Consider the following 17,279-nt stretch of genomic DNA (forward strand, 5'->3'; position numbering starts at 1 on the left):
CCGATGGCGACCTCAGCGTCGTTTTGGTCATTGTGACGAATACGACTGGGTTGTTGCCAATTTTTTCCCCAAGTGAATTTGTGGAATTAGTATGGACTGAAGAAAGCAGCGCAAGATGTTGCTCACCGTGCTTATTCGGTCCTACAGTAATACTTTACCAATTGAATTGTTATCGAAGACGAACGGACCCTGAGTGGTAGACTTACTAGCTTGGTGCCCGAGAGATTTTAGAACGCTTGAATAGAACGAGATAGACCTGATTGGTTGAGACGGTTAGTTCCGACACGCGAGAATAGTTGATAAACCGCAGACAATGTTGCGGTCTCCGGTCATGTTGCCGGAGTTGAAGAGATATTACCGAGACAAAATTTAATAATACGATTGATCGGTCGCCCCCCGACTTTTGACTTTGAGGAGAGTTCCCCTTGTTTGACGCCCTGCTAGATGACTTCGATGACGATTCCCCACGCGGGTCTTCTGCTCTTGATGGTTTGGACAAACTGTCGATGGAAGAGGATGGCGAGGACTTGGCGGATTCGGTCGCGAACGACTTGGCCAACAACGACGATGCCGCTCCTATCGAGAACGATGACGAACTGTTGGCCAGCATCGAAGAAGCTGAAACGTGGTCTGATGATCCGGTACGCATGTACCTGACGCAAATGGGCGAAATTCCATTGCTGACTCGCCATGAAGAAATCCGACTGGCCAAGACAATTGAAGTCACCCGTCGCCGTTTTCGTACCAAGCTGTTGGAATGCGATTACGTGATGCAGATCGCATACAAGATCTTGCGTCGCGTTTCGACCGGCGAATTGCCTTTCGATCGAACCGTTCAAGTTTCGGTGACAGACAAACTGGAAAAGGAACAAATCCTTGGCCGCTTGCCACATAACCTGCGAACGATCGACACCTTGCTCAAGCGCAACCGCCGCGATTACCGCGACGCTTTGTGCCGCACGAATACTCCTGCCAAACGACAACTAGCATGGCAATCCCTTGCACGTCGTAAACGCAAAGTCGTGCGCTTGATCGAAGAGCTTGGTCTACGAACGCAGCGTATCGAAAAAGAAATTGCCACCTTGGAGCGATTCAGCCGCCGCTTGGACGAAATTTCGTCAACGTTGGCCCAGTACGACAACTCCCAGGTTGCTCCGTCGCAGATTATCCAGTTGCAACGCGAATACCGCAGCATTTTGGTAGCTACGCAAGAAACTCCGACCAGCCTTCGCAATCGCGTCGTGATGGTTAAACGCGTCTACACGCAGTACCAACGAGCCAAGAAGCAACTCAGCGAAGGCAACTTGCGATTGGTCGTTTCGATCGCCAAAAAGTATCGTAACCGCGGATTGAGCTTCTTGGATTTGATCCAGGAAGGCAACGCGGGCTTGATGCGTGCCGTCGACAAATTCGAATACCGACGTGGTTTCAAATTCTGCACCTATGCGACTTGGTGGATTCGCCAAGCAATCACGCGTGCGGTTGCCGACCAAAGCCGGACGATTCGCATCCCTGTCCACATGGTAGAAACCATGTCTCGCGTACGCAACGTTTCACGACAGTTGCTACAAGAGCTTGGACGTGAGCCGACGTTGGAAGAAACAGCACGTCGCGCTGAAACGACCATCGAAGAAGCTCGGCGTGTGTTGGCGATGAGCCGCTACCCAATTTCGCTCGACCGTCCCGTCGGTAACAGTGAAGACAGCCAGTTTGGCGATTTGCTGCCTGATGGGTCCGCGGAGAGCCCTGCGGTGAACGCGGCCAATGAGATGCTGCGAAACAAGATTGATCGCGTCTTGAAGTCACTCAGCTACCGTGAGCGTGAGATTATCAAGCTGCGATATGGCTTGGGCGACGGCTACAGCTATACGCTGGAAGAAGTCGGGCACATCTTCAAAGTTACCCGCGAACGCATTCGACAGATTGAAGCGAAGGCCGTCCGCAAGCTGCAACAGCCGTCGCGTTCCCAAGAACTCGTTGGCTTCTTGGACTAACGCAGGAAATTCGGTTAATAACCTATATCAAAAAAACGGCCGGGAAATTTTCCGGCCGTTTTCGTTTAGCAGTCACCGTTCGCGGTACCGCCTTCAGGCGGCCTCAGTTCGTAGTACCGCCTTTAGGCGGCGGTTTTACGATTACGCGTCGGCGAGCGGAGGCTTCTTTTCGGTGATCACAGGCAGCTCAGGAGCTTTCTGAGCATTCAGTTCGATATAGTTCTTCCACTCCTCGGGGACGTTATCCTCGTGATAAATCGCTTCCACTGGGCATTCGGGAACACAAGCTTCGCAATCGATGCACTCCTCTGGATGGATGTACAACATCGATTCGCCTTCGTAGAAACATTCTACGGGGCACACCACAACGCAATCGGTATATCGGCAACCGTCGCAGGGCTTGGTGACAACGTGAGTCATGAAGAAACCTTTCTAAACCCGGAATATTACTACTGGCAAACTATTCAGATTTCGTCCCATATCTGGCCAGAACTACAAAAAATCGACCTGAATTACCGATTAAATGTTCGCGGCTTTACACCAATGTACGTAATCCAGGCCGAATTTAAAGATAGGCGAGATGGGCGAATTATGGTAGCGCTACTAGAAAACCATGTCAAGTTGGCTGGAACTGCTTGCGATGGTGAATTGTGGCACCTAAGATTGAAAGATTCCCTTTCCTCCAGACTTATCGGCTAATAAACCAGTGGTGCTATCCAATATAGATCGCGACCTTTTGGATCGCTGTTTGAGCAACTCGGCTCAGGCATGGGAGGAATTTGTAGACCGTTACATCGGTTTGGTGGCTCACGTTGTCGATCACGCCGCGCTGAATCGATCGCTGGGGTTAGATTCGACAACGCGAGACGAACTGATATCCGACGTCTTCTTTACGCTCGTGCGCGATGACTTTGTTGTATTGCGACGCTTTCGAGGCAACAGCTCCCTTGCGACGTATCTGACTGTCGTCGCGAGGCGCATCGTCGTCCGAAGTCTTTTAAAGAACCGAACAGTCGCTGCGAAGTCGGCTAGTATGTCGACCAAGGATGCGACGGTGTTTGCAACAGCGATTGCCGACCCCAAGCATTTGGAGAATGAACAGCAGATCGAGGAAGCTTTGCAGCGGTTAACGGATGCCGAAGCGACGGCGGTACGCATGTTTCACTTGGAAGGCCGTTCGTATCGTGAGATCAGTTCACGAATTGGCATGTCCGAAAACAGCGTCGGTCCATTCTTGACACGCGCACGCGAAAAGCTCCGCCGAGTCGCCGAGTAGCACTCTTCGCCACTCTAGAGCACCCCCCTGCCTCCTCGATCCCTGGCTCTGCTTCTCTTCCTCCACCTCGATCCCTGGCTCCGCCTGGGATCGCACTGTCTTGGAGGCTCTGCCTCTCTTCTTCCCACCTCGATCCCTGGCTCTGCCTGGGATCGCACTGTCTTGGAGGCTCTGCCTCTTCTTGCATGACGGTTGATCAACCGTTGCGCCGTGTCTAATTAAACAGCGATTGTTTACCAATAGTCGCAACCAGGTAACACGCAACAATCATTTCGGAGTCGCGGTAAAAATATCGGTGCGTGTTCGTCGCGACCAAGCGGCCTCCGTTTTATTGTGTAGCTGCCTCACTCGTTCAACAGATCCCAGGTGAATCCTCCGAGCCTTACTTCCGCTTGCGCATGGCGATAATTCCCAGCAGCAGTAGAATCAACGCGATCTGCCCTCCGATCAAGATCTTCCTCCACGTCAACCACGGCGGGGTCTGGTGTTGATAAGCGTGAAACGAATCCGCTGTGATCGTCAGCTTCTGCAGCGCGATCTTTGTCGCCGTGTTGCCAGATGTTTGTCGCGGACTCCACACTTCGACGCCACTCACATCCGCTGTCGGGCAATCCAGCGTCGCAAGCTCGGTAACCGTTCCTTTAGACTTCAACGAAAATATCGCCTTGTCGCCCTTCCTCTCGATGATCAGACTCCCGTCCGTAAAGGTGCTTTCGCTTGTTTGGTACGTTGGCGGACTATTGTCTCTTCCCGTTAGCTCGATAGAACTGAATCGACCGGCTCGCGGATAGATAACCTGATTCAGTTTGATCTGAGTCTTGCGGCGATCGTTCAGCAGGATCGTAAAGATCAAGCCCTGGCCCCAACCTTGCGTCGGCTCTTCCAGCGTAAGAATCTTGGCATCCAGCTCAGCTCGAAAATCACCCGCGTGTGCCAGCAGCATCTTGAACCCTGCGACACCGGTTTGCTCCCCTGAAGTGCCGGACTTTTGATCGATGACCATACCTTCATTGGTAAAGCTCACGCGATCGGGGCTGCCCATCGGTGGCGAGACCACTTCAACCAGCGGCTCGCGCTGCGCACCACGCAGGTCGATCGAAATCTCTTTGGCCGAAAGACATGGTGCGCCCGAGCCAAAGAGGGCCGACGCAGCCAACATGCAAGCAGCCAACGAGATCCACCTGCGCAAGCCTTGGTAATTGAATTCAATCTGAAATGTGTTCATATTCTCCTCCAGAGGGAGTCAGCATGGCGCGCAGGACTTCAAAGGCGATCGTCTCACTGATAAATCGCACACTTCCGTCGGCCGTGGCAAAGATTGCTCCGCCCCGATGCGCCGATCCCCAATTCTCTTTGTAAGCGATCCCTGGCCCGTCGGGAACGATGGTCAATCCGGCTCTCGCAGTACCTTTGGAGCCACCCGAGAAAATTGGTTCATCCCAATACCAGCTCATTGGCGTCTGGACGCTGGGATCGTACGCCTTCTCGCCGATAATAAAAGTGTTGGACATTCCGTCTGAAACCGATTGCCCTTGTAGGATGAATGGCAAGTTAGGCATCATGCGAGAATTCCCGCAGTAATCGGTCTTGGCCCAAGCCCAGCCGCCAGACTGGTACTCGCCAAATTCGTCGTTAATTGGTGGTGCCACACTGCGTCTGCCACGCGACGGGCACATATACATCGGTTGGGGGTTCTCGATCTTCATTTGTTGGTAGGCATTCACTTGATCGATGTAAGGCAAAATTGCGTATGCCCAGGAACCACCTTGTATTTCAGGCGTTGCGCCGGGGACACCGATTCCCCAGTTGAATGTAGTGCCGGCGTCAAAGTCGTTTGTCCAGATCGTTGTCTCTTGATTGGTCGTGCTTTGAATGTGGCTTGATCCCAAGAAGCCGCCGTTGCTGGGAAAGGCTTGATGCGTGTTCAGGTGCATCTGAATGGCAAGACCGAGCTGTCGCTGGTTATTTTGACAGGAGATTTTTCGAGCTGACTCACGTGCGCTGTTGACTGCGGGAAAGGTGAGGGTAATCAGCAACGAGATGATTGCAATCACAACCATCAATTCGACAAGAGAGAATCCGCGTGGCTTAACCATGAGTGTGACCGACGAGAAGAAAGCTGCGCAAAGCGGAACAGGTCCGTTCTATCTTAAGCGATAGCCAGTCGCCCTGCAATTTGTCTGGAACTTTCTGAATCGATGGAGATGTTTCAAGCCTGCTTGCCTTGCTTGGCAGGCACTATATCGCTTCAAAACGTTTTCCCAACGGTTTCGCACTGTTTCCGAACCATACTATGAAAGATCGACATCTGCGACTTGGATAGGAGCAGTTTTTCTTAGTTGAGCAGTTGAGCTTGAAAAGCCATGGCAGCAAACCTCGCATCGAACTACGCGGATTGTGACCCGACTGAGCTCGCCTCAGTCGAAACGGGATCATGACCAGCTTAACGCAGCCATGCACTTGCGTCACGACTAGGCTTGACCCAGTCGCACGAAAATCCAATCGTTGCGGTTGGGATCATCGAGCCACAAAGTCAAGCTTAGTGGTGACTTTGAAGCATTCGAAGTCACATTCAATCGGTCCATATTTTGTTAACATCTGTATCTAACTGATAGCAGTCTGTTCGGTCAGCGAAGCGGGTGTTGCTTTTTCTCGACGACGCTCAGCTAGCCATGTTGCGAAAGCGTGCCATCCGTACAAGATAATCATTAGCTTGACGATGAGCAGCGGGATGGCGTAGCGATCATAATAGCTGACAAGTATGTACGGCGCCAAAGTTAAACACCAAATCGAGATCGCGACTTGTGCCTGAGTGCAAATCGGTGGCTTGGTGAACATAAAGATTGCATACAGCGCAAGTAATGGCAACACAAATGCGACTCGCTTCCAAAACACCTGCTGTGGTTTATTGTACGTGTCGATCTCTAAGAAGGGCGAATAGATGCATGTCGCGGCGATAAATCGATTCATGATGCGGGCCGCGAATTCCATCGGATCATTCCAGATCTCTTGCTGGACAATGTCGCTTTTCTGTTCAATCAATCCTATTTCGCCTAATTCGACGTAGATCTTATTCTCGGCAGAGCCCCGGTTGTAGGGATGCGCCACTGCTGTCCTCATATCAAAGATCCCGTCGTCGTCGGCAAATTGCGATTGCCATAACTCGTACATGCCGTTGGACTTGATGGGCATCCATCGATCAAAGACCTGAAAATTGCGAATCGTCCACGGCATCACTACCAGAACAGAGCTTAGTGCTGCTAAGCCAAGCGCCGCTATCGTCCGTCGTCGATCGGCTTTGTCAAGATACGCTTTCGACACCCATAGCCACGTTGTAATCGCTGCCCAAACAAACCCTTGTATCGGACTACTGAGTGCACAATAGCCACCAAATACGCCCCAAAGACTGTGCTTCCACCACGACCTCTGCCCGTTCCAAAAATAGTTTAGCCCCATCCATAGTAGGCAATTGTTGAGCAGCAATAGTCCTACGTCGTGCGTAAACTGAAATAGCATGTGGTAGTTTGCATTGAAGCCACCTACAACGATCAAGACTCCTGCCCAACTTCTCCCCAACCGCTTGGCCTGCTCCAGCACCAAATAGGCAACGGCAAAGGTCGCGAGCAACTGTAAACCAATCGCATACTGTACGACGACGTTCTGGCTGCCGTCGCCGATCCAATAGGCAAAGTAGAGCAAATAGGGCAAGACCGGTGGCATCCACGCCGTTGGGCCAGTCTGTGAAGCAAACGGATCACTAAAACCGTCGCCACGATAAAGGCTCAAAGCCATGTTATGGTATTCAGCACCTAAATGATTTACAAATGGTCGCTCGAGTACGCCTGCAAAAGTAGTTGTGTTGCGCTGAATCATCGCAAACGTTGCAAAGGCACCCACCAACAGCAGCGACAAGATGAGAGTGTAGAAGCGTTTCATGTAACGAGCGCAGGAGGTAGTCGCGATGATCTGCAGAATCTGAACCGTTGCTATTTTAGCACAATCGTTTGTACACTTGGTGTTTGTCAGTCGACTTGGGTACTATTTTGAGTTTTGCCGTGACCGAAATCGCTTCGGGGTCATGCCCATTCGTTTGCGAAAGTGTTGAGTAAAGTGACTTTGATCGCAGAACCCGTGGGATAAGGCGATCGAACTGATCGGTTCACTCGTTTTCATCAAAGCTTCGGCCGCCAACTGTATTCGAATTCTCAATATCAACTCGTACGGCGAGATCCCAAGGTCATGATTGACCTTTCGATTCAAAGTTCGCAGTGAGACGCGAATGCCTCGCGCAAGTTCATCAATGCTCGATATGCGTTCGATATGTTTGTGCAGATATGCAACGGCTCGCGTCGATATCCGATTTGGCTCTAAAGCCGCTCGATCCAAGTCACGTCGCGAAACACCCATCAAACCTACAGTCTGTCCGCTGCTATCCTTGAGCGGCACTTTGGTTGTCACACACCAGTCTGCGCGTCCCGATTCGTCTAGCCAAACTTCAAGTCGATCAAGGAGAGGCTTGCCTGTACTGAAAACCAGGTCATCGTCGGCGCGATAAGCGTCAGCTAGATGCGGAGGATAGACTTCAGCGTCGGTCTTGCCGATAAAGTCCGATTCGGTCGTCATGCCCAAACGATTCAGGATTGTGTTGCTGGCCGCTATGATCTGGCCTTTGCGATCCTTAATAAAAAAGTATATCTCGGGAAGATGTTCGAAGATGCCAATAATCGCTCGCGGATCTGATAATTGGCTAAAAAACTGAGTTTGAAGATGGATTTGGTTCATGGCCAAATCATAACATTTTTTGGCAAGATACGACAAGCAAGGGGTAGAGCTTTATGGCATGATGTATGAACTGTGTTTGGCGGTGGCCGATTGTACGTTGGTAGATCAATCAGAGTCGGGCTGTTTCCTGCAGGTGAATTGTAGCGATGCTTCCTAACAAAATTCTGGGTATAAACTTTTTGAACGGTTACACAGGAGTTAGCAGGCAGATCCTGCCGTACAGTGGGTTACCAAGCTGAGCCTGGTAACCAGGAATGCTCTCGTTCCTAGGCTCTGCCTGGGAACGCACTGTCTTGGAGGCTCCGCCTTCATTTCGCCATTACGGTTGATTGAGAAGAGGGCAGGCAGAGCCTGCGGTGCACCTGGTTATCAGGCTGAGCCGGGTAACCAGGAATGTTAGTTTTTTACATATTGGATAATTAAATGAAACAAGCCACTTCAGCTATGTGTCTACTCGTGTTCGTGACTGCGACTATCCACGCTACATTCTGCAGCGCGCAGGATTTGGTGATCGCAGATTTCGAATCGTCAAATTATGGAGCGTGGACTACCACCAGCGAAGCGTTTGGGACGGGACCTGCCCAAGGAACATTGCCAGGGCAGATGAATGTCGATGGATATGTCGGCAAAGGTCTGGTGAACTCATTTCGCAACGGTGACGATGCGACGGGTACTCTGACTTCTCCACCATTTACGATCCAGCGAGCGTTCATCGCATTTCACATCGGCGGCGGGCGCAATGTAGAAAAACTTGCACTGCAACTCTTGGTTGACGGACAAATTGTTCGTCAAGCTACAGGACAAAACGATCAGCCCGGCGGAACTGAAACACTTGAACAGTCTTCGTGGAAAGTAGACGAGTTCAAAGGCAAGTCAGCCATTTTGCGAATCGTTGACAATGCAACGGGGGGTTGGGGACATATCAATGCAGACAACATCGTCCAGACTGATACAAAACCAAGTGGCTACCAAATCGATGTTCAGCGGCAATTCACAGCGACTGAAAAGTATCTCAATCTGCCAATAAAGAACGGAGCAACCAAGCGTAAGGTAACTTTGTTGGTCGAAGGAGAACCAGTCGTTCACAACGACATTGAACTGGCTGATGGAGACGCTGACTGGTGGGCACCGATGGAGATCGATGAATGGCGAGGCAAATCGATCGCTCTGCAAATCGATAAACTAGCGGAGGGATCGATGGCCCTGAGTTCTGTGGAACAAAGCGATACGCTCAAGAATGCAGATGACCTTTATCGCGAAGCCAAACGTGGTCAGTTCCATTTTTCGCCAAAGCGAGGTTGGAACAACGATCCCAACGGCTTGGTCTTTTACAACGGCGAATTCCATCTGTTCTTCCAGCACAATCCATACGGATGGGCGTGGGGGAACATGCATTGGGGGCACGCCGTGAGTAAAGACCTAGTGCATTGGGAAGAAATAGGTGAGGCGCTGTTGCCCGATGAAATGGGGCCCATGTTCAGCGGCAGCGCTGTCGTCGACTGGAACAATACAAGTGGTTTTGGTTCAGCGGAGCAGCCACCACTGGTGCTAATCTATACGGCCGCTGGTAAGCCTACCGTGCAAGGAATCGCCTATAGTGTTGACGGGCGGAATTTCACAAAGTACAAATCCAATCCCGTGTTAGGACAAATCACGGATGGCAATCGCGATCCTAAAGTGTTTTGGCACGAGCCAACTAGCCAGTGGGTCATGGTCTTGTATGTCGAGCTGCAAGGGAACCATACGGTTCACTTTTTGAATTCGCCAAACCTGCGCGATTGGAGCTTGACTAGCGTTGTCGAGGGCGATGCAGTAGGAGGGCGATACCTGTTCGAATGTCCGGACTTCTTCCGACTGCCAATCGACGGTGATGCTTCGCGAAGCAAATGGGTGCTTATGGACGCCGATAGCACTTATGCGATTGGTACATTCGACGGGCGGCAATTCATTCCAGAACATAGCAAGCTGACCGGACACTCCGGCCGGGGGTTCTACGCAGCGCAAACATTCAGCGATATTCCTGAGGCAGATGGACGTCGAATTCAAATCGGATGGTGGCAAACAGAGACTAAGGGGATGAGCTTTAATCAAAGTATGACCGTACCGTTAGAGCTGAATCTAACCGAGACGTCAGAAGGTCCTCGGATAACTTGGACGCCAGTTAGCGAGTTGCAAGCGTTACGGACAAAAAGTCATCGCATCGGGGCTTTCGACCTCTCGCCCGGAGACATGAATCCATTAGACGCAATCGATTCTGAATTAGTCGAGGTGCGCGTTGAGTTCGAGCCGAGTGATGCCACAGAGATCACCATGAACATTCGCGATATTATGGTCAGCTATCTGCCTAAGACGCAACAATTGCGCGTTGATGATCGACTGGTGTCGGCACCGATGCGTGGTGACAAGCAGCGATTGATCATCTATTGTGACCGAACGGGTGTTGAGGTTTTTGCGAGCGATGGGCTTTGTTATGTACCGCTCCCGTACAACACCAATCCTGATAACAAACGTTTGTACCTCGAGAGCAAAGGCGGCACGGCAAAGATCGCTTCACTGGAAGTCCACGAATTGCGGTCCGCTTGGCTCACTTCCGAAAAGAAGTAAGACCCACCGATGAAAGATCGCTTCTTGAACTTAAACTTCTTAGGCTTGACGTTCGCGCAATCGAAGCTGGAGGGCGGCGAGCTGATCTTCTAACGTTGCATTATCTAAAACAACCAAGGTTGCGTCGGCCATTACTTCTTCGCCAAGCAGTTCTTGAAGAGTTTGAATTTTTCCTGCAAGCATGCCCTTCTCGATGCCTTGCTCGCGGCCCTGCTCGCGGGCACCGGCGAGGGCCCATTCGTGATCGCGTTGAGCTTTTTCTCGTTGATCGTACATCTGTTTGTCCTCAGTCTTGGCGGAAATGGTTTCAATACTGCGACGATCGGTCTAGGAAGATTCAAGATTGCGTTGAGCAGACCAATCAGTGCCGCTGAGTTCTCCGGCGAACCGAAAATTTTTTTGAAGACAAAATCAACGATTGGGCGGATTCCAAGTGGCATGAGGCTACCTCGGGAAAGTGAACCTTTGGAAAAACTCAAGTTTAGCAGATTTGTTGCTGTGATGGCCTGAACGGTATCGCCTTAATACGGTCTGGTCTCGCGCGCCGTTTGCATCTCCCAATGGGATTCGATATCGCGGTTCAACATGCGTCCGTTCGCATGCCCTAACAGCACGCTACCGAAGTAGATAGGAGTTGCGTAACCAGGAGCTAAACCTCCCAACGCATTTCCGACATAAGTACCATACGCTGGATATAGAATACGATTCGCCTCCATGATTTGATCGATATCGCCGTTAGACTCAAAGTAAGCGAACGCGTCTTCAGTCGCGATTGTCTCGTGCCACAACGGCACGAAGAGGTATGCGGCTGCGTAAGTCCCTTGGTAGGTGCGCCTTGTAAAGTCCTTCGCATGTCCGCCTTCGTGAACGGCAACGGCGGGGATGTCACTATAAAGATGGATCGTCTGTGTGAATGGATTGAAGTGATCTCCACCAATAAGGCGTCCTGGGAAGATCGCTTCGCCCGCAACTGACAGAGTTCCGATCGTATATCGCCACGGCCATGCGACCGTCTTATTGGCTCGCAAGCGTTTCCAGTCCTGTAGCGGAGCATATTGGTTGGAGCGCACCTTCACATGCTCAAGGTTATTCTTTTGTACGTAGTCCTGAATAACAAATAGTGTTTCGTTGGAGATATCATGATTGCTCGCCCGGCGGTCCCATAACAAAAGTTTGTCTGGAATGCCAATTACCCAACCAAGTCCGTCTAATATAGGACGATCCTCCCCTACTTCGATCGGTTGAGCGTTGAGCGCCATTAGTTCTGGTGCAACTTGTTGGCTGCGGACGACGATCTCACGAGATTTGAGCGCTCGACAACCTACTGCGCTGAAGATTTCTAGTGCTGCCAGCAGTACGATAGCTAACCTGATAGCTGGGCGTGAAGAATGAATTTGATTTCACTCACTGATAAGGAACAATACGACAATCATACGGCTACGAACTGCCGTGACACCGATAAAGCTATATCAGCGAGTGGTTGTCGACAGCAAGACAATTCCCTGCTTGAAAGTTAGCTTGCAAAAGTACTTGCTCGCAAAAGCCTCGAGTAGTCGTTGTTTTGGTTTGCGAATTACTTGCCGTTTGCGTTTAAGAGCCGTGCTTGACTGAATGATAGCACCAGAAGCAATAGAACTAAGGACACAGGTATCGACTCTAAACCGGCGCGGCGAGCGACGAACATAATTGCGCCAGGTAAAGTCGCGATACCAATAGCCGCTGCGCTCACTTGAAATCCGATTGCTTGCGAAGCATATTGCGAAGGCACTGTTAGCGGTGTAAGTCCGATCCATGTTGGAAATACGGGCGCGATAAAGGCTCCCAACAAAGCGACGGCAATGAGGTCAACATAGACTGTCGGTGGGAATGCTATCAGCAATGCCAGCAACGGCGTTACGAAGCCTGATACCTGAAGAATGCGTTTGCCCGTCCATCGCGTACTTAGCTGTCCGATAGCGAAGCGGCTGGCGGTGAACGCCACCCAGTAGCTCGTGACTGCTGCCCCTGCTACTCCCTCGCTGAGCCCTCGGCCTTCGGTCCATAGCGTGAACAGGAGTTGTCCGACCGTTGATTCGATGCCAGCATATAAAAAGAAGAGTAGGCACTGACCGAATACCTGTCGATCCGTAAGCACTTCTATAATGCTCGCGGTTGGATGTTTGTCATGACTGTCTTGATCAGCGTAGGACCATTTGCGACGCGTAATGGCTAACAAAATCGTGGTGCTACCCAATAGACAAGCCACAATGGCATAGCCCCATCGCCATGAGTATCCTTGAACCAAGATGGAGGTCATGATCAAGGGTCCAATAAAAGCTCCGATACCCCAGCACCCATGCAGCCAATTCACCATTCGTAGTGAAAAACGATGTGCCGTGAAGCTATTCAAGCTAGCGTCAATCGCTCCGCCGCCAAATCCTCCCAAAAGTCCTAGCGCTACGATGAACCAGAAATTTTGACTAATGGCAAAGCCGGTCATCACCAGCGTCATGGTGCCGCTGCTGACTACCAAAAGCCAACCGATTCCAATTCGTCTCGCCAGTTGATGAGCCAGAGAACTGGATAGCAGATAACCGGTGAAAGTAGCACCCAGCAAGAATCCTAAATAGTCTAACGGAATCAGAAGTTCACGTCGGAGTCCAGGCCAGGCGACTCCCAACATGGCGTCCGGTAAGCCTAAACTGACATACGCCAGAGCTGCGATTAGCTTAACAAGAAACATTTTCGGTTTGTCTGAAAGGGTATCAGACAAGAACGTCCGATTAAATATTTCACTGTGAGCTTCGCCGCGTCGAAATAGTCGTACAGTATTCTGAACTTAGAAAACTACTGGCCGAGCACGTAAGCAAAAATCAAGGGTGCTACAATTGTCGCATCGCTCTGGATCATGAACTTGGGCGAGCTCGGGTCAAGTTTATTCCAAGTAATCTTTTCGTTAGGAACAGCGCCGGAGTAGCCGCCGTAGGACGTTACAGCATCGCTGATCTGGCAGAAGTATTCCCACCGCCGGATGTCTTCGCGATCCAGGTCTTGAATCAGCATGGGCACCGCGCAAATCGAGAAATCACCTGCGATGCCGCCGCCAATTTGAAAGAAGCCTATCGGCGATTCGCGGCTGGCTTCTTCATACCAGTGCGTTAAAAACTGAAGCTGTTCCGTACCGCTTCGCATGGCTTGATGGTTAGCCACGGTACCGTCGATTACGCGTGCCGTGAACATATTTCCAAGTGTGCTATCTTCGATTCCAGGCACAAAGATCGGTAGGCCCTTGTCCTTGGCTGCCTTTACCCAAGAGTGTTCGATCGGTATTTGGTAGTGTTGCTTGAGATCGTCCTCGTCCAGCAATTTGTACATATACTCATAGGGAAACAGGCCAGTCCCCTTCTCTGCATTCTCTACCCAATACTTGGTTAGGCGAGCTTGCATGTGCTTCATGACAGTTTCTGGGATGCATGTATCAGTAACTCGATTGAAGCCACTGTCGCGCAGCTTTACTTCATCGTCTACGCTCAGTGCTCGCCAGTCTGCGATGACCTGATATTCGTTGTGAGCGAATAGATTAAAGAGGTCTTCCTCCAGATTGGCCGCTGTACAACTGATAGCATGAATCTTGTCTTGCCGTATCATCTCGGCCAACATAATTCCAATTTCGGCTGTGCTCATTGCACCTGCCATCGCCAGGAACATTTTGCCGTTCTTGTTACTTACAAAGTCTTTGAAGGATCTCGCTGCGGCTAATGTTTCTCGCGCGTTGAAGTGACGATAGTGTCGCTCCATGAAATCAGAAATGTTCATCAAAGTTCCTTAGCGATCTCGAGCCATTGGCATTACGACGTAAGTGTATCCGTCTTCGGTGCGAAACACTGCCGGTTCCTTTTCGTCTTTGACTTCCACTTCAAAGTTCTTTTCATTCTCCAAAACTTTGAAGAACTCGCCGACAAATCTCGCGTCCAACATAATTCCGATCGGTTCTCCATCGTAAGCGATTGGCATTTGAACTCGCGATCGCCCTACATCTGCCGTGGCTGCTGTGAGAATCAGCGAACCATTTTCAAATTGAAAGTCGACTCCGCGGCTGTCTGGATCCGCCACGATCGACGCTTGACGAAGTGACGAAGCCATGACCCCAGCAATCGATTGGATACGAACAGCGTCGGGTCTGTCAGGTATAACTTGACGCCACGCTGGAAAGCGACCTTCGACCAGTTGCGAATAGATCATGCAGCGGCTCGTGCGCACTAAAATGTCGTTGTTTCGAGCCGCTATTTGAACAGGTTCCTCCAAATCGCCTAACGACCTTTCTAGAAGCGAGAGCGTTTTCGCTGGAACGATCGTCGTAGTGCCACTGGTTTGGAAGTTGTTAACCGCTTTGCCCTTCGTCGACATACTGGCAAGACGTCGGCCGTCAGTAGCCACCGCGGTGATATCGTCTCCGGTCATTTCCAAAAGTACGCCACCAAGTGCATACCGCGTGCTTTCCGTATCTGTAGCGAAAACTGTTCGTCGCACCAATTCTCGAAAAGCTCGACCCGGTACTTCAAAGTAGCTATCTTCGTCAAAGGCTGTAACGGTCGGGTATTCATCGGGATTAGCAAATGGCAAATGAAATTCAGCGTTCTGTCCCGTGATATCAACCGAGTTCTCGGTAACTTCGATCGTCAGTTTTTCATCGCTATTTTCTCGTAGAATGTTGCTGACCTTCTGGACCTGCAGCAATGCTTTGCCAGGCGTAGCGACTTCTACATCGTGGACTTCGATCCGGATGCCCGCTTCCATGTCGGTAGCCATGAGAAAAACTTTGGCCGACGTAGCATCAAGTTTGATGTAGTTAAGAATTTCCTTGGGCGATCTAGCAGGTGCGACGGCAGCCGCTATCTGGAAGGCCGTCAGGAATTTTTCACGGTCACAAGTAATCTTCATGCTGATTTAGATTCGATAGGCTTCGGTGCATTAACGACTTTCAACGGCCGAGGTTCGCAGCCGTCGATCGAGAAGTTTTCCAAATGTACCCTCGAAAGCCCAATTCTAAAACTACGGAAAGTGCAGGAACGGGCCAACTTCGGGTACTCGTCATTTTTTCGAGCTGCCCTCTGAGCCTCTTCTATTCAAATACTTCTTAATAAGAATGTTGTAGTTTGTAGTGTGCTGGCAAAAATTGTCGACAGAGCTCGCCTTCGGCTGCGTAAACCACTATCAAGTCTAGGTTTACGTCAAGTTACGCACGCGTTAGCACCGTGGAAAAGATGTTGAACCGCCGATGATGGCGTGTTGGCCAGCAGTAGATGGACTGTTCAGAACTTTGAGTTGGCCGCCAGCCTTGTCAATAACTGCCAAACTGTGAACAGTTACGAACTAGCTATCGACAGCTTTTGCAGATCGCAAAATAGGTCAAAAAAGTAGGCGGCCGTCACAATGGAGGCGGCTTTGGCAGGTCAATCCAGGCTTCCTGGCGGGATGGAAGCTACTAGCGAGCAGTGAGTTTGAAGTTTTTCGACTGAGAGAAGAACTCGCGGGGATTTTCGTAAACGACTTTGTGAATGAGTTTGTTGGAATGACCGCGACGACGCAATTCAAATATCAAGTCAGGAATAGCGGTTGGCTTGCTCGGCCCCCAATCCCCTGCACTGTTAGCCATTAGGCGTTCGGTACCGTATTTCTCAATCATGTCGGCGGCACGTTGTGGGGTGCACTTGGTGACAGGATACAGAGTCATGCCAGCCCAATAGCCAGCGTCCAGGACGTGACGAATCGTATGCTCTTCGACATGGTCAACCAAGACGCGGGATCGCTCTAATCGTTGGTCGTTCAGCATGTCCAGGATCATACGCGTGCCCTGGTATTTGTCATCTAAGTGCGGAGTGTGGATAAGGATCTGCTGCTGATACTTGATCGCCAACTCCATGTGTTCAAGAAAGATAGTAGCTTCGTTCTTGGTGTTCTTATTGAGTCCGATTTCGCCGATTCCCAGGACATTCGATTTCTCGATGAACTCAGGAATCATGGCGATGACTTCGCGAGAGAGCGTGACGTTTTCGGCTTCCTTGGCGTTGATGCAAAGCCAAGTAAAGTGCTGAATACCAAACTGGGCAGCACGAGCTGGTTCGGTTTCCGTCAGTTGGCGAAAGTAGTCGCGAAAACTATCGACGCTGCCGCGATCAAAACCAGCCCAAAAGGCCGGCTCGCTGACTGCGACACAGCCCATTCGCGCAAGGGTTTCGTAGTCGTCGGTTGTCCGCGACACCATGTGAATATGAGGATCGATGTAGTCCATACGAAGCGTTATTTGCGGGGCATGAGTTGGAAGGATTCAGTCCATTTGGCGTCATATGGACGCGAAAAAAGTAGCTGAATTTGTTCGGCGCGGGAGGTAGCTCCAGCTTCTTTGATCAAAACGTCGATCGCTTGGCGAATTTTCTGGAACCGCGGATCGTCCTCAATCGGGCCGTCGCTTGATTTTGCTAGATCGATGCGGTCCAGAATAGCAGCCACTTCGAGAATTTTGGCTCGCGTCGCGAGGTAGGTCTCCTGAAGGACTTCCGATTTTGTTTGAGGCATGAGCAATCCAATATCAAAATGCTGGATACGTTAGCAAGCGAGGTACTTTGGCAGGATAATCGACAAGA

The 17,279-nt window shown here is 50.8% G+C and carries 15 protein-coding genes and 1 pseudogene; 3 read left to right on the plus strand and 13 right to left on the minus strand.

Going from position 1 to position 17,279, the window contains the following annotated elements; all coding sequences use genetic code 11:
* Positions 1 to 425 precede the first annotated feature (425 nt).
* The gene (locus SH451x_RS25360) at positions 426 to 1,994 is read left to right on the plus strand and encodes a sigma-70 family RNA polymerase sigma factor (RefSeq protein ID WP_479360111.1); all 1,569 of its coding nucleotides are present in this window, start codon (positions 426 to 428) and stop codon (positions 1,992 to 1,994) included.
* 141 nt (positions 1,995 to 2,135) lie between these two features.
* On the opposite strand, the gene SH451x_RS25365 is transcribed toward SH451x_RS25360, so the two are convergent.
* On the minus strand, positions 2,136 to 2,414 hold the full coding sequence (locus SH451x_RS25365) for a ferredoxin family protein (protein WP_479360113.1): 279 nt from the start codon (positions 2,412 to 2,414) through the stop codon (positions 2,136 to 2,138).
* Between the two features lie 286 nt (positions 2,415 to 2,700).
* Between SH451x_RS25365 and SH451x_RS25370 the strand changes: the two genes are divergently transcribed.
* On the plus strand, positions 2,701 to 3,270 hold the full coding sequence (locus tag SH451x_RS25370) for an RNA polymerase sigma factor (protein ID WP_479360114.1): 570 nt from the start codon (positions 2,701 to 2,703) through the stop codon (positions 3,268 to 3,270).
* A gap of 382 nt (positions 3,271 to 3,652) precedes the next feature.
* Here the strand turns inward: SH451x_RS25370 and SH451x_RS25375 are convergent, their stop codons facing one another.
* From SH451x_RS25375 to SH451x_RS25390, 4 genes are all read right to left on the minus strand, one after another.
* Positions 3,653 to 4,495 carry a hypothetical protein gene (locus SH451x_RS25375; protein ID WP_479360116.1) on the minus strand — a complete coding sequence of 281 codons (843 nt, stop codon included), beginning with the start codon at positions 4,493 to 4,495 and terminating at the stop codon, positions 3,653 to 3,655.
* Entirely contained in the window at positions 4,476 to 5,366 is an 891-nt protein-coding gene (locus SH451x_RS25380) for a DUF1559 family PulG-like putative transporter (protein ID WP_479360117.1), read from the minus strand. The genes SH451x_RS25375 and SH451x_RS25380 overlap by 20 nt, the downstream gene beginning before the upstream one ends.
* Before the next feature lie 508 nt (positions 5,367 to 5,874).
* Positions 5,875 to 7,206, minus strand: a complete 1,332-nt coding sequence (locus tag SH451x_RS25385; protein ID WP_479360118.1) for a hypothetical protein — start codon at positions 7,204 to 7,206, stop codon at positions 5,875 to 5,877.
* Between the two features lie 102 nt (positions 7,207 to 7,308).
* Positions 7,309 to 8,052 (minus strand): helix-turn-helix domain-containing protein, encoded by a 744-nt coding sequence (locus SH451x_RS25390; protein WP_479360120.1) that lies wholly within the window; start codon positions 8,050 to 8,052, stop codon positions 7,309 to 7,311.
* Positions 8,053 to 8,475: 423 nt separating this feature from the next.
* Between SH451x_RS25390 and SH451x_RS25395 the strand changes: the two genes are divergently transcribed.
* Entirely contained in the window at positions 8,476 to 10,656 is a 2,181-nt protein-coding gene (locus SH451x_RS25395) for a glycoside hydrolase family 32 protein (RefSeq protein WP_479360121.1), read from the plus strand.
* 39 nt (positions 10,657 to 10,695) lie between these two features.
* On the opposite strand, the gene SH451x_RS25400 is transcribed toward SH451x_RS25395, so the two are convergent.
* From SH451x_RS25400 to SH451x_RS25435, 8 genes and pseudogenes are all read right to left on the minus strand, one after another.
* Positions 10,696 to 10,932: a hypothetical protein gene (locus SH451x_RS25400; RefSeq protein ID WP_479362943.1), complete on the minus strand. Its 237-nt coding sequence runs from the start codon at positions 10,930 to 10,932 to the stop codon at positions 10,696 to 10,698.
* Positions 10,933 to 10,988: 56 nt separating this feature from the next.
* A pseudogene (locus tag SH451x_RS25405) lies at positions 10,989 to 11,096 on the minus strand (PD-(D/E)XK nuclease family transposase); the annotation flags it as partial.
* Between the two features lie 81 nt (positions 11,097 to 11,177).
* Positions 11,178 to 11,915, minus strand: coding sequence for a hypothetical protein (locus SH451x_RS25410; RefSeq protein WP_479360122.1), 738 nt, complete (start codon positions 11,913 to 11,915; stop codon positions 11,178 to 11,180).
* Positions 11,916 to 12,229: 314 nt separating this feature from the next.
* A complete protein-coding gene (locus SH451x_RS25415) occupies positions 12,230 to 13,378 on the minus strand; it encodes an MFS transporter (protein ID WP_479360123.1) in 1,149 nt (382 codons plus the stop codon).
* 104 nt (positions 13,379 to 13,482) lie between these two features.
* A complete protein-coding gene (locus SH451x_RS25420) occupies positions 13,483 to 14,451 on the minus strand; it encodes a deoxyhypusine synthase family protein (RefSeq protein WP_479360124.1) in 969 nt (322 codons plus the stop codon).
* 9 nt (positions 14,452 to 14,460) lie between these two features.
* Entirely contained in the window at positions 14,461 to 15,576 is a 1,116-nt protein-coding gene (dnaN, locus tag SH451x_RS25425; RefSeq protein WP_479360125.1) for a DNA polymerase III subunit beta, read from the minus strand.
* Between the two features lie 544 nt (positions 15,577 to 16,120).
* Positions 16,121 to 16,927 (minus strand): TatD family hydrolase, encoded by an 807-nt coding sequence (locus tag SH451x_RS25430; RefSeq protein WP_479360126.1) that lies wholly within the window; start codon positions 16,925 to 16,927, stop codon positions 16,121 to 16,123.
* A gap of 8 nt (positions 16,928 to 16,935) precedes the next feature.
* The gene (locus tag SH451x_RS25435; protein ID WP_479360128.1) at positions 16,936 to 17,211 is read right to left on the minus strand and encodes a hypothetical protein; all 276 of its coding nucleotides are present in this window, start codon (positions 17,209 to 17,211) and stop codon (positions 16,936 to 16,938) included.
* Positions 17,212 to 17,279 lie beyond the last annotated feature (68 nt).

The sequence above is a fragment of the Njordella aestuarii genome, from assembly GCF_056494165.1.